The organism is Streptomyces sp. NPDC102274 (assembly GCF_044766385.1).
In the GTDB taxonomy this organism is placed as follows: domain Bacteria; phylum Actinomycetota; class Actinomycetes; order Streptomycetales; family Streptomycetaceae; genus Streptomyces.
The window spans coordinates 40,900-61,788 of the sequence record NZ_JBIWLW010000004.1 but is presented as its reverse complement, the minus strand read 5'-3'; the positions used below and the strand labels follow the sequence as shown (position 1 = coordinate 61,788).

At 70.7% G+C, this 20,889-nt stretch carries 19 protein-coding genes, 1 pseudogene and 1 riboswitch; of the genes and pseudogenes, 12 read left to right on the top strand and 8 right to left on the bottom strand.

Features of this window, described 5'->3' with window-relative positions:
- Window positions 1-32: 32 nt before the first annotated feature.
- Entirely contained in the window at window positions 33-425 is a 393-nt protein-coding gene (locus ACIRQP_RS06835; RefSeq protein ID WP_403884568.1) for a hypothetical protein, read from the top strand.
- A 27-nt stretch (window positions 426-452) separates the two neighbouring features.
- Here the strand turns inward: ACIRQP_RS06835 and ACIRQP_RS06830 are convergent, their stop codons facing one another.
- The gene (locus ACIRQP_RS06830; protein ID WP_403884565.1) at window positions 453-1,169 is read right to left on the bottom strand and encodes a TetR/AcrR family transcriptional regulator; all 717 of its coding nucleotides are present in this window, start codon (window positions 1,167-1,169) and stop codon (window positions 453-455) included.
- 78 nt (window positions 1,170-1,247) lie between these two features.
- Here ACIRQP_RS06830 and ACIRQP_RS06825 point away from each other — a divergent pair, with 78 nt between their 5' ends.
- Window positions 1,248-1,883 (top strand): NAD(P)-dependent oxidoreductase, encoded by a 636-nt coding sequence (locus ACIRQP_RS06825; protein ID WP_403884562.1) that lies wholly within the window; start codon window positions 1,248-1,250, stop codon window positions 1,881-1,883.
- A 133-nt stretch (window positions 1,884-2,016) separates the two neighbouring features.
- Here ACIRQP_RS06825 and ACIRQP_RS06820 read toward each other — a convergent pair whose 3' ends face one another.
- Both ACIRQP_RS06820 and ACIRQP_RS06815 read right to left on the bottom strand, forming a co-directional pair.
- Complete coding sequence (locus tag ACIRQP_RS06820; protein WP_403884559.1) at window positions 2,017-2,829, bottom strand: CbtA family protein; 813 nt, start codon at window positions 2,827-2,829, stop codon at window positions 2,017-2,019.
- A 21-nt stretch (window positions 2,830-2,850) separates the two neighbouring features.
- The gene (locus ACIRQP_RS06815; protein ID WP_403884557.1) at window positions 2,851-3,093 is read right to left on the bottom strand and encodes a CbtB domain-containing protein; all 243 of its coding nucleotides are present in this window, start codon (window positions 3,091-3,093) and stop codon (window positions 2,851-2,853) included.
- 60 nt (window positions 3,094-3,153) lie between these two features.
- A riboswitch (cobalamin riboswitch) is annotated at window positions 3,154-3,242 on the bottom strand.
- Window positions 3,243-3,353: 111 nt separating this feature from the next.
- On the opposite strand from ACIRQP_RS06815, the gene ACIRQP_RS06810 reads away from it, so the two are divergent.
- Both ACIRQP_RS06810 and ACIRQP_RS06805 read left to right on the top strand, forming a co-directional pair.
- On the top strand, window positions 3,354-4,115 hold the full coding sequence (locus ACIRQP_RS06810; protein WP_403884554.1) for a histidine phosphatase family protein: 762 nt from the start codon (window positions 3,354-3,356) through the stop codon (window positions 4,113-4,115).
- 123 nt (window positions 4,116-4,238) lie between these two features.
- Window positions 4,239-7,043 carry a SpoIIE family protein phosphatase gene (locus tag ACIRQP_RS06805; RefSeq protein WP_403884551.1) on the top strand — a complete coding sequence of 935 codons (2,805 nt, stop codon included), beginning with the start codon at window positions 4,239-4,241 and terminating at the stop codon, window positions 7,041-7,043.
- Between the two features lie 108 nt (window positions 7,044-7,151).
- On the opposite strand, the gene ACIRQP_RS06800 is transcribed toward ACIRQP_RS06805, so the two are convergent.
- Complete coding sequence (locus ACIRQP_RS06800; protein ID WP_403884548.1) at window positions 7,152-7,721, bottom strand: TIGR03086 family metal-binding protein; 570 nt, start codon at window positions 7,719-7,721, stop codon at window positions 7,152-7,154.
- A 63-nt stretch (window positions 7,722-7,784) separates the two neighbouring features.
- Here ACIRQP_RS06800 and ACIRQP_RS06795 point away from each other — a divergent pair.
- The 3 genes and pseudogenes from ACIRQP_RS06795 to ACIRQP_RS06785 all read left to right on the top strand — a co-directional run.
- Window positions 7,785-8,621, top strand: a pseudogene (locus ACIRQP_RS06795) (DUF6597 domain-containing transcriptional factor); the annotation flags it as partial.
- 174 nt (window positions 8,622-8,795) lie between these two features.
- Complete coding sequence (locus ACIRQP_RS06790) at window positions 8,796-9,377, top strand: GNAT family N-acetyltransferase (RefSeq protein WP_403885341.1); 582 nt, start codon at window positions 8,796-8,798, stop codon at window positions 9,375-9,377.
- On the top strand, window positions 9,374-10,108 hold the full coding sequence (locus tag ACIRQP_RS06785) for a Mut7-C RNAse domain-containing protein (protein ID WP_403884545.1): 735 nt from the start codon (window positions 9,374-9,376) through the stop codon (window positions 10,106-10,108). Before ACIRQP_RS06790 ends, ACIRQP_RS06785 begins: the two co-directional genes overlap by 4 nt.
- A gap of 36 nt (window positions 10,109-10,144) precedes the next feature.
- Here the strand turns inward: ACIRQP_RS06785 and ACIRQP_RS06780 are convergent, their stop codons facing one another.
- The gene (locus ACIRQP_RS06780) at window positions 10,145-10,666 is read right to left on the bottom strand and encodes a hypothetical protein (RefSeq protein WP_403884542.1); all 522 of its coding nucleotides are present in this window, start codon (window positions 10,664-10,666) and stop codon (window positions 10,145-10,147) included.
- 158 nt (window positions 10,667-10,824) lie between these two features.
- Here ACIRQP_RS06780 and ACIRQP_RS06775 point away from each other — a divergent pair, with 158 nt between their 5' ends.
- Window positions 10,825-11,598, top strand: a complete 774-nt coding sequence (locus tag ACIRQP_RS06775; protein ID WP_403884539.1) for an SDR family NAD(P)-dependent oxidoreductase — start codon at window positions 10,825-10,827, stop codon at window positions 11,596-11,598.
- 19 nt (window positions 11,599-11,617) lie between these two features.
- Here ACIRQP_RS06775 and ACIRQP_RS06770 read toward each other — a convergent pair whose 3' ends face one another.
- Window positions 11,618-12,811, bottom strand: a complete 1,194-nt coding sequence (locus ACIRQP_RS06770; RefSeq protein WP_403884536.1) for an RtcB family protein — start codon at window positions 12,809-12,811, stop codon at window positions 11,618-11,620.
- A 186-nt stretch (window positions 12,812-12,997) separates the two neighbouring features.
- Between ACIRQP_RS06770 and ACIRQP_RS06765 the strand changes: the two genes are divergently transcribed.
- The 3 genes from ACIRQP_RS06765 (at window position 12,998) to ACIRQP_RS06755 (ending at window position 16,395) form a co-directional block, all read left to right on the top strand.
- Entirely contained in the window at window positions 12,998-13,861 is an 864-nt protein-coding gene (locus ACIRQP_RS06765; protein ID WP_403884532.1) for a DUF3558 domain-containing protein, read from the top strand.
- A gap of 128 nt (window positions 13,862-13,989) precedes the next feature.
- Window positions 13,990-14,772: a DUF3558 domain-containing protein gene (locus ACIRQP_RS06760; protein ID WP_403884529.1), complete on the top strand. Its 783-nt coding sequence runs from the start codon at window positions 13,990-13,992 to the stop codon at window positions 14,770-14,772.
- 201 nt (window positions 14,773-14,973) lie between these two features.
- The gene (locus ACIRQP_RS06755) at window positions 14,974-16,395 is read left to right on the top strand and encodes a DUF2637 domain-containing protein (protein ID WP_403884526.1); all 1,422 of its coding nucleotides are present in this window, start codon (window positions 14,974-14,976) and stop codon (window positions 16,393-16,395) included.
- A 118-nt stretch (window positions 16,396-16,513) separates the two neighbouring features.
- Here ACIRQP_RS06755 and lysS read toward each other — a convergent pair whose 3' ends face one another.
- The gene (gene lysS / locus ACIRQP_RS06750; protein ID WP_403884523.1) at window positions 16,514-18,313 is read right to left on the bottom strand and encodes a lysine--tRNA ligase; all 1,800 of its coding nucleotides are present in this window, start codon (window positions 18,311-18,313) and stop codon (window positions 16,514-16,516) included.
- A gap of 142 nt (window positions 18,314-18,455) precedes the next feature.
- Here lysS and argS point away from each other — a divergent pair, with 142 nt between their 5' ends.
- Window positions 18,456-20,216, top strand: coding sequence for an arginine--tRNA ligase (gene argS / locus ACIRQP_RS06745; RefSeq protein ID WP_403884520.1), 1,761 nt, complete (start codon window positions 18,456-18,458; stop codon window positions 20,214-20,216).
- Window positions 20,217-20,316: 100 nt separating this feature from the next.
- Here the strand turns inward: argS and ACIRQP_RS06740 are convergent, their stop codons facing one another.
- A complete protein-coding gene (locus ACIRQP_RS06740) occupies window positions 20,317-20,847 on the bottom strand; it encodes a hypothetical protein (protein WP_403884517.1) in 531 nt (176 codons plus the stop codon).
- Between the last annotated feature and the right edge of the window lie 42 nt (window positions 20,848-20,889).

Genomic DNA, 20,889 nt, shown 5'->3' with positions numbered 1-20,889 from the left:
GGCGGCCTGTCTCCTCACCGAGGGAGCGCCCCATGACGGCCAAGAGGGCACTTGCTACCGGTTGGACGGTCTTCGCTGCGGTTCTCATGATCTTCGGCGGCGTGATGACGATCCTGGCGGGTATCTCCGCCATCGCCAGGGACGACATCTTCCTGGCGACGAGGAACTACGTGTTCTCGTTCAGTCTCTTCGGCTGGGGATGGGTGCATCTCGTCCTCGGCGCCATCATCTTCATCTCGGGCTGCGCGCTGTTGCGAGGCGCGGTCTGGGCGCGTGTGGTCGGTGTGATCCTCGCCGGTCTGGGCGCGATCTCGAACTTCCTCTGGATCCCGCGCTATCCGCTCTGGGCCCTCGCGCTCCTCGCCATCGACCTCTTCATCATCTGGGCGCTGTGCGCGGGCGACCGGCGCCGCTCCGAGAGATAAGCCGCTCCGAGAGATTAAGAGGCCAGGTCACGGGCGCGGCGGGGCGATGCCCGCCAGCAGCGCCCGTACGGTCTCCCGCGCGAAATCCGCCTCGCTCTCCGGACGCAGCGTGCCCTCCGGGGGGTCCGGGGCGAAGAACAGGTCCAGAAAGGCCCGGTGGAAGCAGGCGCCGACGAGAAGCAGCGCCGCCGCGTCCGGGTCGACGTCCGGGGAGACCCGGCCCAGCTTCTGTTCCGCCGCGAGATACCCGGCCACGGACCGGCTCACCTCGTGCGGCCCCGAGCCGTCGAGTCCGAGCCGCTTGCGGTGGGCCACGAGGAGGTCGGGGCTGGCGAAGAGGGACGCCGCCATCGGGAACGTACCCCGGTAGAAGAGCACCCCGACCCTGGCCACCTCCTCCAGATGACCGGCCACCTCCCCCTCGCCCACGCGTCCGGGCAGCCGCGCCAGCGCGTCCGTGAAGCTCGGCGCGCGCTCGTGCAGGACGCTGACGAAGATCTCCTCCTTGTCGCGGAAGTGCTTGTAGAGCGCCGCTTCCGAGCAGCCCGCCGCCCTCGCGATCTCCTTGGTCGTCGTGCGCGTCAGCCCCACGGTGCTCATCAGCCGCGCGGCGGCGTCGAGGATGCGCGAGCGCGTCAGGGCGCCGCCGGTCAGCGGCGGCGCGGCCGCTTCTCGGTTCGTACCCGTCGTACTCGTCGTACCCGTCGTACTCGTCGTGCCCGTCGTACCCGTCGTACCCGTCATGCCGCCAGCCTACTTTGACAAGTGGGTGAACGCTCACCCACTATGGCTGGTAAGCGTTCACTCACCCCTGGAGGGGTTATGAAAATCGCTGTGCTGGGAGCCACGGGCGGCGTCGGACGGCAGATCGTCCGCCACGCCCTCGCGGACGGACACAAGGTCTCGGCCGCGGTACGGGACCCGGCCAAGCTGAAGACGGAACACGAGAGCCTGACGGTCGTACGCGCCGACGCCCTCGACGCGGCCTCCCTGACCGAGGTCGTCGACGGGGCCGACGCGGTGCTGTCCGGGATGGGCCAGGCCGGCCGGCACGACCCGCTCAAGCCCGCCTCCACCTCGGCGCGGGCGGCGACCGAGACGATGGCCGCGACCGGCGTACGGCGGATCGTCGTGGTGAGCGCGGCGCCGCTGAACCGCTCGGGGGCCGGTCAGCCGTGGCTGGCGCGCCGGGTGCTGCTGCCCGGGATGTGGCTGGCGCTCAAGGAGCTGTACACCGATCTCGAACTGATGGAAACGATCCTGCGCGAGAGCGGGCTCGACTGGACGTCGGTACGGCCGCCCCGGCTGACGGACGCCGACGGCAGCGGCACCTACCGGCACGCCGTGGAGGCGGGCCCGGCCGCCAACGCGATCGCCCGCGCGGATGTGGCCCGCGCCATGCTCGACTTCGTCACGGACCGGAAGACGTTCGGACACGCGGTCGGCGTCAGCGACTGACGAACGGGCGGCCACCGCGACGGCTACGACCGGGACGGCTACGACCGGGACGGCTACGACCGGGACCGGCCCGGCCCGCGTGTGACGCGCGGGCCGGGCCGGTCCCGGTTCGGCCGATGGTGCGGGCGCCGCGTCAGCCGGCGGTACGCACCGGCGTGGCAGCGCTGTCGGCCGCCACCGCGGCGGCCTGCCTCGGCCGGAGCGCCCGCTCCGCCAGCGCCCCGAAGATCAGCCCGAAGGCCGTCCAGAGCAGCGCCTGTACGCCGATCGACGCCAGCCGGAATTCCCAGAGCAGGGCAGCCGGGAAGGTGGCCGGGATGGCATCGGTGTTGGCGGGCAGGAGGAGAAAGGCCACCACCACGGCGACGATGTAACCGCCACCGGCGGCGACCGCCGCGTTCCAGTTGCCCAGACGCGGCGCGAGCCGTCTCCCCGCGATGACCGCGATGACCGCCAGCAACACGCTCAGCAGGATCATCAGGAAGAACAGCGTGGTGCGCTTACCGATGGTGTCCGGGTTGCCGACCGCGGGCGGGTTCGCCGGATACTTCAGGAACGGCACCAGATAGACGGTGACGAAGGCGGCTCCGGCGAGCAGGGCCGCGGTCGCCCTCGGACCGAACCGGCCGATTCTGCCGAGACAGCCGGCGAAGACCAGCGAGGCGATCCCGCCCAGGGCCACCCCGTACACCAGGACGCCGGTGGCCAGCCCGAAGGTCGACTGCACCGGTCGGCTGACCAGCTCTTCCTCCTCTTCTTCTCGGCTCTGCTGGTTCTCCTGCCCGCCGTGCTGATGCGCGGGCGCGGAGTGGGCCTCCTCCTGCGCGATGGAGTCCCGTACCGAAGGCTCACCCGCCACGTAGGCCAGCACGAACGCGCAGAGTCCGGCGAGCACGCCCGCGATCATGCCGCGGACCAGGAGGGTTCTGACGGTGGAGGCATGCATGCGCGTGATCTCCGTCGGCCGTCAGTGGCAGGGGAAGCCGAGGAGATGACGGCCGTCGTGAACCCACTCGTGCACCTCCGCACCGGAGAACACCGACGTCGCGCCCTGCTCCGCGCCGACGAAGTAGAGCAACACCAGCATCAGGGTGCCCACGAATACGGCCCACGGCAGCACCGCGCGAAGCGGGAGCGGGGTGACGGCGGTACCGGTGGCACCGGTGGCACCGGTGGACGGAACGGCCGGGGGCGCTATGGACTGCGCCATGGCACAACCTCCTTGGGGAACTCGCGTCCCATTCAGTGGAGCTCGAACGACGGCATCCGGGTCTGACTCACCGGGGCCCCCGCTGCGCTGTACGCAGCCGGCGCCCGGCTTACAGTGGCGCGACCGTGCCGGATTCCCACCGGACTTCCGTTCCGCCGTCGTGATTTCGACGTGAAGGTACCGCGATACGGCACACCGGCCAAGGGGACCTCTTTCCGGAGCCCGGCCGGACCGAGCCAGAACCGAGCAGCGAGGACCCTATGACCACCCGGCTCATGCTCATCTCACCGGCGATGAACCCGGCCCTGCGCGAGGCCCGCTTCCCTCACACCGCTGAGCCGACCGCGGCCGACGGCGGACCGGACGGCAGCGGACCGGGCAGCAGCGAACCGGGGGCCGGCGGATCGGGCGGCGACGGAGCGGGCGGCGACGAGCTGGACGCCCTCGGGCTGCGACAGGCCGAGGCCGTACGGGAGACCTTCCCCGCCACCGCCACCCCGTATGTCTCCCCCTCCCCCCGCTGCCGGCGCACCGCCGAGGCCCTCGGGCTGGACGCGGAGTCGCTGCCCGCCCTCGCACCCTGCGCGATGGGCCGCTGGCAGGGCAGGACCCTCGACGAATTGGCCGCCGCGGAACCGGACGCGCTGGCCTCCTGGCTGTCGGACCCGGCGGCCGCCCCGCACGGCGGCGAATCCCTGCTGGCGCTGCTCGCCCGCGCCGCCCACTGGCTCGACACGCTGCGCGAGGGCGCGCCGGGCGGGGACGCGCCGGGCGGGGACGCGCGAGGCGACGGCGCACCGGGCGACGGCGGTACGGCCGGTGGCCGCGTCATAGCCGTCGCCGAGCCGGACATCGTCCGCGCCTGCGTGGTCCACGCCCTGGGCGCAACACCCGCGGCCTTCTGGCGGATTGACGTACGCCCCCTCACCGTCACCGAACTCAGCGGGCGGGCCGGACGCTGGAATCTGCTCAGCGGCCGCCCGCTCCACGGCGCCATTCTCCAGGGCGTGTCTTCAAAGTAGCGCCGTCCGCCCGAGGGGCGGGCCCGGCGGGACTTTGACGACACGCCCCAGGCCCTGTCCGGCCGGTCTCCGCGGGCCCACGCCCATTCGCCTTGTGAAGACAGGCAGTGTAGATGTAGGTACATGGCCCGACATATGGGTCGATCCTGGGCTCGGGCCATCTTTGCCCGCTCCGGCCGGCGCCCACGGAGTCGGCGGCGTGAGCACCGCCCCTCGGGCGGATGGCGACGATGGTTCCAGCGCCGGGCCCCGCGGTCGCCGCAGGGGTGGCGTCGGCCGTCATGGCTGAACGCCCGCACGCTCGCCGGACAGGTCTTCATCCTGCAACTGGTGATCGTGCTCCTGCTCATCGGGTCCTCGCTGGTCTCACTCCTCCTGGTGTCCCGGCGCGACACCGAACAAGAGGCGCGCAACCGCTGCCTCTCCGTCGCCACCGCGTTCGCGAACTCGCCGGGAATCGCGCCCGCCCTGCGGGCACCCGACCCCAGCGCGATCCTCCAGCCACGGGCCGAAGCGGTCCGCAAGGCCTCCCACGTCGACTTCGTCGTCGTACTGACCATGAAGGGCATCCGGCTCACCCACCCCGACCCCCACCGCATCGGGGAGCGCTTCATCGGCACCATCGGGCCGTCGCTGAAGGGCCGCACCATCACCGAGGTCGTCCCGGGGACCCTCGGTCCCTCCGTACGCGCGGTGACCCCCGTCAAGGACATGAACGGAAAGGTGGTCGGCCTCGTGTCGGCCGGGATCACCATCGACAAGGTGAACAGCCTCGCCGACCGCGAGGTCCCGATCGTCCTGGTCGCCGCCGCCGCCTCGCTCGCCCTCGCCACCGGCGGCACAGCGCTGGTGAGCGGCCGGCTGCGCCGGCAGACCCATGGGCTGGAGCCCGTGGAGATGGCGCGTATGTACGAGCACCACGACGCGGTCCTGCATGTCGTACGCGAAGGGGTGCTCATCCTCGACGGCGACGGTCGGCTGGTGCTCGCCAACGACGAGGCGCACCGTCTCCTCGATCTGCCCCCGCGGCCGGAGGGCCGCCCTGTCACCGATCTCGGCCTGGATCCGCAGCTGGCGGAACTGCTCGCCTCGGGACGTGCCGCCAGCGACGAGGTGATGACGACCGGAGAGCGGCTGATCGCGGTGAACAACCGCTCCACGGACCGTGACGGAGGCCCGCCGGGCACCGTGGCGACACTCCGCGACTCCACCGAGCTGCGCGCGCTCACGGGCCGGGCGGAAGTGGCGCAGAAGCGCCTCAAGCTCCTGTACGACGCGGGCGTGGAGATCGGCACCACCCTCGATGTGACCCGGACCGCCGAGGAGCTGGCGCGGGTGGCGGTCCCGCGGTTCGCCGACTTCGCCACCGTGGATCTGGCGGAAGCCGTACTGCGGGGTGAGGACCCGGCGGTGGTCACCGCCGTCTCCGAACTGCGCCGCACGGCCGTGGTCGGCATCCACGACCACCACCCGTTCTACCCGCTGGGCGCGCGGTTCACGTTCCGCGCCACCACGCCGCAGGCATTCAGCCTGAAGAGCGGGCGCGGAACCGTCGAGCCCGATCTCGTACTGGCCGGCGGCTGGCAGTCCCAGGACCCCGAGCTGACGGCCCGGGTCGTCGCGTACGGCGTCCACTCCCTGGTCACGGCCCCGCTGCGCGCGCGGGGCGTGCTCCTCGGGCTCGTCATTTTCTGGCGTTCGGAGCGGCCGGAGCCCTTCGAGGAGGAGGACGTTTCGCTCGCCGAGGAGCTGGCCAACCACGCGGCGGTGTGCATCGACAACGCCCGCCGCTACACCCGCGAGCACACCATGGCGGAGACACTCCAGCGCAGTCTGCTCCCCCAGGTGCTCCCCGAGCAGAACGCCCTCGATGTCGCCTACCGGTATCTGCCCGCGGAGTCGGGGGTGGGCGGCGACTGGTTCGACGTCATCCCGCTGCCCGGTGCCCGAGTGGCCCTGGTCGTGGGGGATGTCGTCGGACACGGTCTGCTCGCGGCGGCGACGATGGGCCGGCTGCGTACGGCGGTCCACAACTTCTCGACGCTCGACCTGCCGCCCGACGAGATCCTCTCCCATCTGGACGATCTGATCACCCGCATCGACCACGACGAGGGCATCGCGGGCGGCGGCGCCGTGATCACGGGCGCGACCTGTCTCTACGCGATCTACGATCCGGTGACCCGGCTCTGTTCCATGGCCCGCGCCGGCCATCCCCCGCCCGCGCTGGTCGGCATCGACGGCAGCGTGGAGTTCCTCGATCTGCCGGCCGGGACTCCGCTGGGGCTGGGCGGGCTGCCATTCGAGACAGTGGAACTGCGGCTGCCCGAGTCCAGCCATCTGGTGCTGTACACCGACGGGCTCATCGAGGACCGCGACCGGGAGATCGACGTAGGGCTCCGTATGCTGCGCGCCGCGCTGTCCCACCCGGACCGGGACCCGGAGGAGACCTGCTCCGCGGTGCTCGACGCGCTGCTGCCCGACCGCCCGAGCGATGACATCGCGCTCATCGTCGCCCGTACCCGCGTGCTCGACCCCGACCGGATCGCGGAGTGGGAGGTGCCTTCCCATCCCTCGGAGGTGGCCCGGGTGCGCGCCTCCGTGGCCCGGCAACTGGAGGACTGGGGACTGGACGAGGTGGCGTACTCCACCGAGCTGATCCTCAGCGAACTGATCACCAACTCCATCCGCTACGCCCTCGGCCCGATCAAAGTGCGGCTCCTCCGCGACCGCACCCTGATCTGCGAGGTCTCGGACTTCAGCAGCACCTCGCCGCATCTGCGATACGCGAAGGCCACCGACGAGGGAGGCCGGGGTCTGTTCCTCGTCGCGCAGTTCACCGAACGCTGGGGCACCCGCTACACCGCCGAGGGCAAGGTCATCTGGGCCGAGCAGGCACTGCCGGACGCCGAACCCGTCGCGGACAGCTGACGCCACGGACGCGCCACGGACGGGCCACGCTGCCGACGGGGCCACGGACGGGCCACGCACGCACTGCCGACGCGCTACGGACGGGCCCCGGACACGGCTGCCGACACGCTACGGGCGGCTCCAGCCCGGGTCCCGTCCCGTCGCTGCCAGCAGCGCCTCGAACGGACCCGCGTCCTCGGCCACCGGCACGGGCTCCCCGAACACGCCCATCTTCCGCGCCGTCGGGGCCAGCGCCCCGAACTCCGCCCCGAGCATCCCGACGAGCGCCGCGTCCGGCTCGTACGGCTGCCCCGTGGCCCGCGCCAGATCCCACCCGTGGACGGCGAGATCGCCGACCACCATCGCGCCCACCGTTCTGGCCGGCATGCCCATCGCCCCCGAGGTGCCCTCCTCGGCGCCCGGCGCGTCCCAGGCCGCGATGAGCCGTACGGTCTCGTCGGCGAACCGGTCGCGCCACGCACCCGTCAGATGCTCGGGGGCGGCGCCGAAATCGGAGTCCTTCTTGGCGGCCAGCGCCTGGAAGTTCACGATGACCTGGAAGAGATGATCGACGAGGGCCTGTACGTCGTACTGCGCGCACGGCGTCGGGGCGGTGAGCTGTTCGTCGGTGATGTTCCGGACAACGGTGACGGTGCGGTCGGCCGCCACTTCGAGCAGTTTGCTGATGGTGTCGTTCATGGCCGTGACCGTAGGAAACGGCGCTCCCCGGCGTCTTGAAGAAACGCGACATAGGATCCGGACATGGCAGGACCACGGCGTGACACCCGGGGCATCGTCGACGCCCCCGGCCTCTTCGCGCGGGTACGGTTCCGGCGCCGCGAGCCCGCTCCGGCCCTGCGGCCGTATCTGGAGCACTACTGGCTGATCGACTGGGATCTCGAACAGCCCTACGCCTCCCATGTCGTGCCGCACCCCTCGGTCAATGTCGTGTTCCAGCGGTTCGGCCCCGGACCGGACAGCCCGGCCTTCGCCGAGGTCGCGGGCATCGGCCTGGAGCTGTTCACTCAGAAGCTGGAAGGGCGCGGCCGGGTGTGCGGGGTGCAGTTCAGACCCGGCGGCTTCCGGCCGTTCGCACCGCGGTGGCCCGTATCGGAGTGGACGGGGCGGCGCGTGCCGATCGCCGAGGTCGTGCCGGCGACGACGGACGCGGACATCGCGACGGTCCTCGGCCCGCCCGACGCCCCGGAGGACGCGCGGGTGGCCGCGCTCGACGCGTATCTGCTGGGCATCGGCCCGCGGCCCGACCCACAGGCGGCGCGCGCCATGGCGCTGGCCGACCGGATCCGTACCGACCGCACCATCCGGCGCGTGGCCCCGCTCGCCGAGGCGGAAGGGGTGTCGGTGCGCTCGCTGCAACGGCTCTTCGCCACGTATGTAGGGGTCGGTCCGAAGTGGGTGATCCTGCGCTACCGCATCCACGAGGCGCTGGAGCGCGCGGAGTCGGATGCGAGTACGGGCCCCGGCGCGGACCGGGAGGTGGACTGGGCGGAGCTGGCCGCCGAGCTCGGCTACAGCGATCAGGCCCATCTCGTACGGGCCTTCACGGCGACGGTCGGAGTGCCGCCGACGGTGTTCGCCAGACCCCCATCGGCCAGACCTTCAGCGGCCGGACCCTCAGCAGCCGGATCCCCAGCGGACAGGCCTCCAGCGGCCGGACCTCCGCAAGCCGGACCGCCGGCGGTCGGCCCCCGGGAGCCGGACCGCCAGAAGCCGGACGCCCCGATGTCAGACCCCCGCCCTACAGTGCCCGGCATGGAGAGCGAAGCACCGCGGGTACGGCTGGATCCATGGTCCGAGGGCGATCTCGGCCTGCTCCGCGCCATGAACGCGCCGGAGCTGATGAGCCATCTGGGCGGCCCCGAGACCGAGAAGCAGCTGCTCACGCGGCACAGACGGTACGTCGACCTGAGCGCGGACCGGACGGGCCGGGGCCGCATGTTCCGGATCGTACTGCTGCCGGCCGACGAGGCCGTCGGCACGATCGGGTTCTGGGAGCAGACCTGGCAGGGACAGCGGGTGTACGAGACGGGCTGGGGGGTGCTCACCGCTCATCAGGGGCGCGGCATCGCGGCGGCGGCAGCGGCGGCCGTCGTGGAGAAGGCGCGCGCCGAGCACGCGTACCGCTATGTGCACGCCTTCCCGTCCGTCGACAACCGCTCGTCGAACGCGCTGTGCCGCCGGGTGGGGTTCTCGCTCCGCGGCGAGTGCGAGGTCGAGTTCCCGAAGGGGCGTCTGATGCGCGCCAACGACTGGCGGCTGGATCTGACACCCGGCGCGGACGGCCAGGAATGTCCTGGCCCGGCCCCCGCGTCCGGTGGCATCCTGACGACGTGAACGGACCGGAGATCCAGATCGTTTTCGCCGCTGAGCTGCGCCTTTTCGTCCCCGCCGAGCGGCGTCAGGGACGTACGTCCCTTCTCACCGACGGTGCGTCCACGCTCGGTCACACCGTCGAATCGCTCGGTGTCCCGCTCACCGAGGCCGGTCCGCTGCTCGTGGACGGCCGCGAGGTGCCCGTCTCACACATCCCCGCCGCGGGCGAATCCGTCGAGGTACGGGCCGTGAGCCGCCCCCAGCGGGTGCCGGGTGCTCCCCTGCGCTTCCTGCTCGACGTCCATCTCGGCACGCTCGCGCGACGGCTGCGGCTGCTCGGCATCGACGCGGCGTACGAGAACGAGGACCTCGGGGACCCGGCCCTGGCCACCCTCTCCGCCGCCGAGCGCCGGGTGATGCTGTCCCGGGATCGCGGGCTGCTGCGGCGCCGCGAGATCTGGGCCGGGGCGTATATCTACAGCGACCGCCCGGAGGACCAGCTCCGGGACGTCCTGGAACGCTTCGCGCCCGCCCTCGCTCCCTGGACCCGCTGTACCGCCTGCAACGGCGGCCTGGGCCCCGCGGACAAGGAGTCCGTCCAGGAGCGGCTGGAGCACGGCACCCAACGTTCGTACGACGTGTTCGCCCAGTGCACGGCCTGCGGCCGGGTGTACTGGCGCGGCGCGCACCACGCGAGGCTGGCGGCGATCGTCGAGGACGCGGTACGGGAATTCGGCGACGCCGCCGCGTAGGGCCTTTCCGGCAGCTCGTCGCGCGCGGTGGGCCGGTCAGAAGACGTACGGGTCCCCGGTGGCCGGGGCCAGCACCCGGTGCCGGTGATTCCCGGGGTTCGGGTCGCTCGCCCCGCCGTTCCACGCGGTGTCGATCTGTACGACCGCCTCGACGGGCCGCCCCACCGTCTTCAGGTCGAGCACGGTCTCCTGGCTCCGCCCGACCGCCCGGAGCGGACCCGTATGGCACAGCACCACCCGGTCATCGCCCCGCAGACAGTTGGACGGCAGGCTCTGACCGGCCGCGAGAGCGACCGAGAAGGTCAGCTGTACGGTCGCGTCCGCCAGCCCGGACGGGCCGTGGTTCTCGGACTCGAGGCGGACCGTCAGCTGCTCGCTCCACAGCGACACATACCCGTGGTGCGAGAGATCGGCCTCCGGCACGACAGCCCCCCGAACACCGTCGGCACGGGCCCCCGCACCGGCACCGGAACCGGCACCGACGCCCGTTCCCGCGCCCATCACCACCGCGGTGACGGCCGACACCGCCACCAGCAACGCCTTGCGCTTGACACCCATGCCGGGAACATACCGATCATCACACCGCGAATCGGGCCACCCGGACGCCCGGCGCGCCCCCGGTCACCCACATGACACGCTGTCCCCACGCCTCGCACACCCTGCCTATGCTGGCAGTGTCGACATCGATCACCGATCGCACGCGCGAGGAGTACGTCATGACCGCCCCGGGGACCCCCATCGCCGTCATCACCGGAGCGAGCGGCGGCATCGGCGCCGCCACCGCACGCCAACTCGCGTCCGCCGGATACCACGTCGTCGTCACGGCCCGCCGCAAGGACCGTATCGAGGCGCTCGCCGCCGAACTGACCGCCGCCGGGCAGCGCGCCACCGCGTACGCCCTCGACGTCACCGACCGCGTCGCCGTCGACGCCTTCGCCGCCGAGCTGGGCCGCTTCCCCTCCGTGAACGTCCTGATCAACAACGCCGGGGGCGCCCTGGGCGCCGACCCGGTGGCCACCGGCGACCCCATGGACTGGCGCCGGATGTACGAGACGAACGTCCTCGGCACACTCAACGTCACCCAGGCGCTGCTCCCCGCCCTCACCGCGAGCGGCGACGGCACGGTCCTGGTCGTCTCCTCCACGGCCGGCCACGGCACGTACGAGGGCGGCGCGGGCTATGTCGCGGCCAAGCACGGCTCCCATGTCCTCGCCGAGACCCTCCGCCTGGAGATCGTCGGCACACCGGTCCGGGTGATCGAGATCGCCCCCGGCATGGTCAAGACCGAAGAGTTCTCCACCACCCGCTTCCACGGCGACACCGAGAAGGCGGCGAAGGTCTACGCGGGCGTCGCCGAACCGCTCACGGCCGACGATGTCGCCGACACGATCACCTGGGCGGTCACCCGCCCGAGCCATGTCAACATCGACCTCCTGGTGGTACGCCCCCGCGCCCAGGCGTCCAACGCCAAGGTCCACCGCGAGCTGTGACGTCGCGGCCCTGGCCCGCTCAGCCCTTCACGCAGACGACCTGCCTCAGCTTCGCCACCACCTGCACCAGATCCCGCTGCTGCTCGATGACCTGCTCGATCGGTTTGTAAGCGGCCGGGATCTCGTCGACCACGCCGGCGTCCTTACGGCACTCCACGCCCCGCGTCTGCTCCTCCAGGTCCCGTGTCGAGAACCTGCGCTTGGCGGCGTTACGGCTCATCTTCCGGCCCGCGCCGTGCGAGGCCGAGTTGAACGACGCCTCGTTCCCCAGGCCCTTCACGATGTACGAACCCGTGCCCATGGAGCCCGGAATGATGCCGAAGTCGCCGCTGCCCGCACGGATCGCGCCCTTACGCGTGACCAGCAGGTCCATGCCCTCGTACCGCTCCTCCGCCACATAGTTGTGGTGGCAGGAGATGACCTGGTCGAAAGTCACCCGGGCTTTCTTGAACTCCTTGCGGACCACGTCCTGGAAGAGCCCCATCATGATCGCGCGGTTGTACTTCGCGTACCCCTGCGCCCAGAAGAGATCGTTCCGGTACGCCGCCATCTGCGGAGTGTCCGCGATGAAGACGGCCAGGTCCCGATCGATCAGCCCCTGGTTGTGCGGCAGCTTCTGGGCCTCGCCGATGTGGTGGTCGGCCAGTTCCTTGCCGATGTTCCGTGATCCGGAGTGGAGCATCAGCCAGACCGAATCCGACTCATCCAGACAGAATTCGATGAAGTGGTTGCCCGATCCGAGCGTTCCCATCTGCTTTATGGCACGTTCCTGACGGAATTTGACCGAATCGGCGACTCCGTCGAACCGCTCCCAGAAATCCGCCCACCCCGCCGTCGCGAATCCGTGTATCCGCCCCGGATCCACCGCCTCGTCGTGCATGCCACGCCCCACCGGGATCGCCTGCTCGATCTTGGAGCGCAGCCGGGACAGATCGCCGGGCAGATCGTTCGCCGTCAGGGACGTCTTCACCGCCGACATCCCGCACCCGATGTCCACCCCCACCGCCGCCGGGCAGACCGCACCGTGCATCGCGATCACCGAACCGACCGTCGCGCCCTTGCCGTAATGCACGTCCGGCATCACGGCGAGGCCCTTGATCCAAGGCAGGGTGGCAACATTCCGGAGCTGCTGCATGGCGCCCTCGTCGACGGCCGCGGGATCCGCCCACATCCGGATCGGCACCTTCGCGCCCGGCATCTCTACATACGACATAACTCCTCGATTCCCCCGAAAGTCTCATAACGCAAAAGCCGGAACCAGGGCCGTCAAAAGAGACAGCCGACCAGCATCGACGGCGTTGCGTGCGATAGACATTGTGTCCATCGACCGTCATCCGGCGGCAAGCAGTTTTCGCGCGGAGCCCCGCGCGGAACCCCGTACAGAAGGGAGCCCGGGACCGTGCAGCCAAAGGCGCGCAAGGCGTACGTACCCGGCCTGGCGGCGCTCCTCGTGGTGGTGGTCGCCGGCTGCTCGGGGGGCAGCGGCGCGGACGGCGCCGTCGCCGACGCCAAGCCGGGCGGCCCCACCACCGCCACCGCCGCTCAGCCCGGCAAGTACCGCACGCTCCGTGAGCCCTGCGGCTCCGTGCCGCGCTCCATGCTCAAGGATCTGCTGCCCGGCGCCGCCTCGCTCCCCGAGGACCAGCAGGCGAAGGTGTACGAGGGCACGGCCGCCGTGACGTACGACACCGACCGCCGCGTCGGGTGCAGCTGGAAGGCCGTCTCCCCCGAGGCGTCGAACCAACTGATGATCGACCTCGAACGCGTCGTGTCGTACGACCCCGCCGTGAGCGACGCCGACCGGGCGCAGGAGGTCTACGCGAAGAAGGAGACGGCCGCGGACCTGCCCGCGTCCACGCCTTCCGGGACGCCGGGCGGTCTGCCCTCCGCCACGGGTTCGGGCGCGGGTACGGGGATGGACACGGCCTCCGGTACGAACACACAGACCGGCTCCCCCTCCGGCTCCCCGACGGGCGCTCCCTCCGGTTCCGGGGCGCCCTCCGACGGCACGACCCCCGACGGGCTCGAACCGCGCGTCCTGGAGAGCCTCGGTGACGCCGCCTTCCTCGACGATGTCCTCGCCCGCCCCGGCGCGGCCGCTCAGCAGCGCACGGTGAGCGTGGTGTTCCGCACATCGAATGTGATCGTGACCGTCCGGTACACCGAGCAGCCCGCCCACCCCACCGTGGTCCCCGACAGCAAAGAACTGCAGGACAGGGCGCGGGAACTGGCCCGGACGCTCAACGAGCAGCTCAACGAGTAGCCGTCCCCGTACCCGCCGCCCGCCCCGGGCGCGCGGGGCACGGACTCCCGCTCCGGGAGCCCGCGGACCCGGCTCGGCGGTTACCGTGGCCGATCGGACCGTACGACAACCGACCGACTGAAGGAACCATGCACCGTTCAGCCTCGCGACTCACCCGCATACTCGCCTGCGCAGCCGTTCCGGTGATGCTCGTCGTCGCCGGCTGCTCGTCCGACTCCGGCGGCAAGAGCGACGCCGACGGCTCCTCGTCGAGCCCGAGCACCTCGCCGACCCCGACCGTCGTGCCGGCCAAGTACAGCGGGCTCCCCGACGCCTGCGACACGATCGGCGCGAAGACGGTCGAGTCGCTCGTTCCCAAGGTCAAGACCAAGGGCGGTACGTCCGGCAAGTCCAGCGACATCGACACCCGCGGCAGCTGCTCCTGGAACGGTCTGGACGACAACGGCGTCAAGGGCTCGCAGTACCGCTGGCTCGATGTCTCCCTCATGCGGTACGACTCCGACGCCACGCTCGGCAGCGGCGCCGAGCGCGCCGGCGAGTACTACGCGAAGGAGGTCGCCGGGGCCCAGGGCACGGCGGGCGCCAAGAGCGTCAAGTCGGTCGCCACGGCCGGCGTCGGCGACCAGGCGACGCTGGTCACGTACACCCTCCAGCAGACCGACGAGGACTTCGCGTACGCCGCGGTCGTGGCCCGCACGGAGAATGTCGTCATCACCCTCACCTACAACGGCGCGGGTTACGCGGGCGCCAAGTCGCCCGGCTCCGCCGATCTGACGAAGAACGCGGAGAAGGCGGCCAAGGAGGCCGTGGCGGCGATCGCCGCCGGCCCCGGGGACGCGCCGGGCACCGGGGAGAGCCCGAAGGCCGAGTCCAAGGCCCCGTCGGCGTCGGCGTCGACCAAGGCCGGCTGAGAGGGCTCGCACCGGGCAGGGCGGGGCGGGGCGAGCCGGTCCCGGCCGCCCGGAAACGCCCGCCGGGCCCGCGTCTTCACTCCCCGCGCCACGCCGTCCGCACGCATGTGCCAGGCTGTGCCCGCCGGGTGTCGGGGCGTCGAATGGTTGTTGTCGAGTACCTGACGCCCCATACAGGCCGAATACGGGAGGAGATCGCGGGTGGCCGCGATGCAGCTGACACGCACGCACCGGATTCTCATCGGGATCGTGGTGTTCGGAGCGGTGATCATCGCCGCGATCGGATTCGCGGGGTCCTACGCCGCCGTGCGCGAACTCGCCGAGGCCAAGGGCTTCGGGCGGTTCTCCCTGGTCTTCCCGATCGGTATCGACGCGGGCATCTGCGTCCTGCTGGCGCTGGACCTCCTCCTGACCTGGATGCGGATCCCGTTCCCGCTGCTGCGCCAGTCGGCGTGGCTGCTGACGGCCGCGACGATCGCCTTCAACGGCGCCGCCGCCTGGCCGGACCCGCTGGGCGTCGGGATGCACGCGGTGATCCCGCTCCTCTTCATCGTCTCCGTCGAGGCGGCGCGCCACGCGGTCGGCCGGATCGCGGACATCACCGCCGACAAGCACATGGAGGGCGTACGGCTCACCCGCTGGCTGCTCTCGCCCGTGCCCACCTTCAAGCTGTGGCGCCGGATGAAGCTGTGGGAGCTGCGCTCGTACGAGCAGGTCATCAAGCTCGAACAGGACCGGCTCATCTACCAGTCGCGCCTTCAGGCGCGGTTCGGCCGCAACTGGCGCCGCAAGGCGCCCATCGACGCGCTGATGCCGCTCCGGCTCGCGAAGTACGGCGTACCGCTCGCCGACACCGCGCCGTCGGGGCTGGCCGCCGCCGGTATCGAGCCGGTGCTGCTGCCGCCCGCGCCTCCGGTGGCCGAACTCCCGCAGGGCCGGGGCGAGATATCCGCCGCGGGCTCGTCCCCGTCGCCGTCGCCGTCCACGTCCCCGGAGCAGACGGAACACCAGCAGCAACCCCAGCCCCAGCAGCAGCCGATACCACCGCAGCCGCAGATGCAGGAGCCACAGCCCGAGCCCGAGCAGCAACACCAGCAGCCCCAGCCCGAGACCAGCCCCTGGTTCGCGGCCCCGCATGTGCAGGAGGCAGCGTACGAGGGCGCGTACAACCCCGCGTACGCCGAGAGGCCGTACGCCGAGGGCCCGGACCCCGCGCCGGTGATGATCCCCGCCGGTCCCGGCCGCAGCCGTCCGCTCGGCGGCGTGCCCGGTCAGCGCGTGGAAGGCTCGTACCCGTCCCCCGAGCCGGAACAGATCCCCGAACAGGCCCAGGAGCAGCGGCAGTACCCCGAGCCGGTCCCCGGCCAGGACCAGCCCGAGGAACTGCCCGTCCCCGCCCTCCCCGACGATCTCTCCCGCGAGGAGGCGTACTTCAGCGCCTTCCGTAAGTACATCAGCGAGCACGGCGACTTCCCCAACGGCCGGCAGTTCGGGCTGTACTTGGTCGATCTGTACGGGATCACCGGCCGTACCGGCGGCCCGCTGAGCGAGAGTTCGCTCCGCCCGTACCTGAAGGACTTCCGCTTCCGCTATCAGTCGGAGCTGGACGAGCACATCGCGTAGCCGGACCGCGTACGTCAACCGCCGGGAGTGCCCCGACGGCCAGGACGCGGACATGACGAAGGGCCCTCACCCACCCACCGGGCGAGGGCCCTCCCGCGTCTTCGGCCGTAACCGGGCCTCAGCCGACGCCGAGCAGCTTCCTCACCCGGTCCGCGCCCACCGCCAGCAGCAGCGTGGGCAGCCTCGGCCCGGTGTCCCGGCCGACCAGCAGCCGGTAGAGCAGCGCGAAGAACGACCGCTGGGCGGTCTTCAGTTCGGCGGTGGGCTTGGCGTCGGGGGCCAGCCCCTCCAGGACCTTGGGCACGCCGTAGACGAGCGTGGTCAGCCCGTCCAGCGACCAGTGGCTGTCCAGGCCCTCCAGCAGCAGCCGCAGCGACTCCTGACCCCGCGCGTCGAGCGAGTCCAGCAGTTCCCGGTCCGGGTCGGAGCGCACGATCGTCCGCGCCTCGGCCGGCACCTGGCTGGTGATCCAGTTCTGTGCGCGGTCCAGCCGGGGACGCGCCTCGTCCAGCGAGGCCAGCGGACGGGCCGGGTCCAGCTCGCTGAGGATCCGCAGGGTCTGCTCCTCGGCGCCGGCCGTGATGTCCACGACCGAGGCCAGCGTGCGGTACGGCAGCGGACGCGGCGTACGCGGCAGCTCACCGGACGCGGTGCTCGTGGCGCGGGAGTACGCGGCGGCGTCGGCCGGCAGGACGGAGCCGTCGGCGACCTTACGCTCCAGCGCGTCCCACTCGTCGTAGAGCCGCTGGATCTCCTGGTCGAAGGCGATCTTGAACGACTGGTTGGGCCTGCGCCGCGCGTAGAGCCAGCGCAGCAGCGGCGCCTCCATGATCTTCAGCGCGTCGGCCGGGGTCGGTACGCCGCCCTTGCTGGACGACATCTTCGCCATCCCGGAGATCCCGACGAAGGCGTACATCGGGCCGATCGGCTGGACGCCGTCGAAGATCTCGCGCACGATCTGCCCGCCGACGACGAACGAGGACCCCGGCGAGGAGTGGTCGACCCCGGACGGCTCGAAGATCACGCCCTCGTACGCCCAGCGCATCGGCCAGTCGACCTTCCAGACCAGCTTGCCGCGGTTGAACTCGCTCAGCAGGACGGTCTCGGAGAAGCCGCACTCCGTGCAGGTGTACGTGAGCGCGGTCGTCTCGTCGTCGTACGCGGTGACGGTGGTCAGGTCCTTGCCGCAGCCGCCGCAGAAGGGCTTGTACGGGAAGTAGCCGGCGGCCCCGCCGCTGCCGTCGTCCTCGGCCGCCGCGCCCGAGCCCTCGGCGGCCTCCAACTCGGCGTCCTCGGGCTGCTTCTGCCCCTGCTTCTGGCCCTGCTTCTGGCCTTGAGGAGCCTTCTGAGGAGAATCCTTGGCCTTGTCCTTCGTCCGGTAACGGTCGAGGATCGCGTCGATCTCCGCGCGGTGCTTCATCGCGTGCAGGATCTGCGCGCGGTACGCCCCGGCGGTGTACCGCTCGGTCTGGCTGATGCCGTCGTACTCGACGCCCAGCTCGGCCAGCGCCTCGGTCATCGCCGCCTTGAAGTGCTCGGCCCAGTTCGGGTACGCCGACCCCGCCGGGGCGGGCACGGACGTCAGCGGCTTGCCGATGTGCTCGGCCCAGGACGGGTCCGTACCGGGAACGCCGGCCGGAACCTTGCGATAGCGGTCGTAGTCGTCCCAGGAGATCAGATGCCTGACCTCGTAGCCGCGCCTGCGGATCTCGTCCGCGACCAGGTGCGGGGTCATGACCTCGCGGAGGTTCCCCAGGTGGATGGGGCCGGAAGGGGAGAGTCCGGACGCGATGACGATCCCCGGAGCGGTAGCGAGAGAATGTTTCGTGCCAGGCGCACGTCGCTCCGACTCGGCGATGACATCGTCCGCGAAACGGGAGACCCAGTCGGTCTCGGTGCTCTGAGCCACGATCGGCACGTCCTTCTTCTTTCTCGTATCGCCCAAACATTCCGGCGGCTGCCATTCTCCCAGGTCCCTCCGGGAGAGCGAAAACGGCTTGTTACACCATGGGATACTGGGCAGGACTTCCCTCCGCACCCAACAGGAACGGCACCCGCCCATGGCCTCGGTCACTTCCCTCGCTTCGACAGTCGATCAGCGCATCGCGGACGCCCTCTCGTCAGCCCTGCCGGAGGCCGGTCCCGCGAGCCCGCTGCTGCGACGAAGCGACCGGGCCGATTTCCAGGCCAATGGGCTCCTGGCGCTCGCCAAGCAGCTCAAGGGCAACCCGCGCGAGCTGGCGACGCGGGTCGTGGCGTCGCTCCCCGCCGAGGGCGTGATCAAGGACATCGAGGTCTCCGGCCCCGGCTTCCTCAACATCACGGTCACGGACCGGGCGATCATCGAGACCCTCGGGGCCCGCGCGGCGGACACCCGGCTCGGCGTTCCGTACGGGTCGGCCCCCGGCACGACCGTCATCGACTACGCGCAGCCGAACGTGGCCAAGGAGATGCACGTCGGGCATCTGCGCTCCGCCGTGATCGGCGCGGCGATGGTGGAGATCCTGGAGTTCACCGGCGAGAAGGTGGTCCGGCGCCATCACATCGGCGACTGGGGCACCCAGTTCGGCATGCTCATCCAGTATCTGATCGAGCACCCGCACGAGCTGGACCACAAGGGCGCCGCCACCTCCGGCGAGGAGGCGATGTCCTCCCTCAACCGGCTCTACAAGGCGTCGCGGACGCTCTTCGACTCCGACGAGGAGTTCAAGGCGCGCGCGCGGGACCGGGTGGTGGACCTCCAGGCCGGTGACAAGGAGACGCTGGCCCTGTGGCAGCGGTTCGTGGACGAGTCGAAGATCTACTTCTACTCGGTCTTCAACCAGCTGGACATGGAGATCCGCGACCCCGACATCGTCGGCGAGTCCGGCTACAACGACATGCTGGAGGAGACCTGCCGGATCCTGGAGGAGTCCGGGGTCGCGGTCCGCTCCGAGGGCGCGCTCTGTGTGTTCTTCGACGATGTGAAGGGCCCGGACGGCAACAAGGTCCCGCTCATCGTCAAGAAGTCCAACGGCGGCTACGGCTACGCGGCCACCGACCTCTCCGCGATCCGCGACCGGGTGCGGAACCTGTCGGCGACGACCCTGCTGTACGTCGTCGACGCGCGCCAGTCGCTGCACTTCAAGATGGTCTTCGAGACCGCCCGCCGGGCCGGCTGGCTGAACGACGAGGTGCACGCCGTCCAGCTGGCGTTCGGCACGGTCCTCGGCAAGGACGGCAAGCCGTTCAAGACCCGTGAGGGCGAGACCGTACGGCTGGTGGACCTGCTGGAGGAGGCGGTCGAGCGGGCGACGGCGGTCGTACGGGAAAAGGCGAAGGACCTCAGCGAGGAGGAGATCGCCGAGCGCGGCAGGCAGGTGGGCATCGGCGCGGTGAAGTACGCCGACCTGTCCACGTCCGCCGCCCGGGACTACAAGTTCGACCTGGACCAGATGGTCTCGCTGCACGGCGACACGTCCGTCTACATCCAGTACGCGTACGCCCGTATCCAGTCGATCCTGCGCCGGGCGGGCGACGCGAAGCCGGTGGCCCACCCGGAGCTGGCACTGGCCCCGGCCGAGCGGGCGCTGGGTCTGCACGTGGACCAGTTCGGCGAGGTGCTGGCGGAGGTCGCGTCGGCGTACGAACCGCACAAGCTCGCCGCGTACCTGTACCAACTGGCGTCGCACTTCACGACGTTCTACGACCAGTGCCACGTACTGAGCGACGAGAACCCGGCGGAGCTGGTCGAGAACCGTCTCTTCCTGTGCGACGTCACGGCCCGCACGCTCCAGCAGGGCCTGGCGCTCCTGGGCATCCGCGCCCCCGAGCGCCTGTAACGCTCAGCAGGCACCGGTTCGTCTCCCAGCGTCGTCCGGGCTTGATCCTCAAGCCCGGACCGACGCTGCCCGGGTCGAGGGCGCCATGGAAGCGGCGCCTTCAGAACCGCTCGACCTTCTGGCCCTCCGGCACCTGGTAGCAGCCGGAGACGACCATCAGGCTCAGCTTCGGCGGGTTGTTCTTCGCGCGATGGACGACACTCACGCTGTACTTCTTCTTGTCGTTGTCGGCCGTGAGGCTGAGGTTCTTGTTCTTGCTCGTGTCGGGCCCGTACTCCACTACCTTCCAGCCGTGCTTGGGCAGTTCCTCCTTGAGCCGCTCCATCACACCACTGAGCTGGTCGGCCGATTCGGGTACGAAGCTCCACGGGTGAAAGATCTGGAAGTACTTCTCCGGATCCTTGCCGCTGCACTCGCTGACGCCCGCTCCGGTGTTGGACGCCTTTCCCTTGATGCCGATCAGGTCGTAGATCTCGCTGGAGACCTTCTTTGCCACAGCGGCAGCGTCCTCCGAATTGCTGGTGCCCGCGGCGGGAAGGGCGGAGTCCTTGGCGTCAGTCATGCTGCATCCGGTGAGGGTCGTAAGGGCGATGGACACGAGGAGCGCGGATGCGCCCAGCTTGATCTTCAAGTCGAAGAGCCTCAATGGGTCGGACCGGGACAGGAGTCGGTC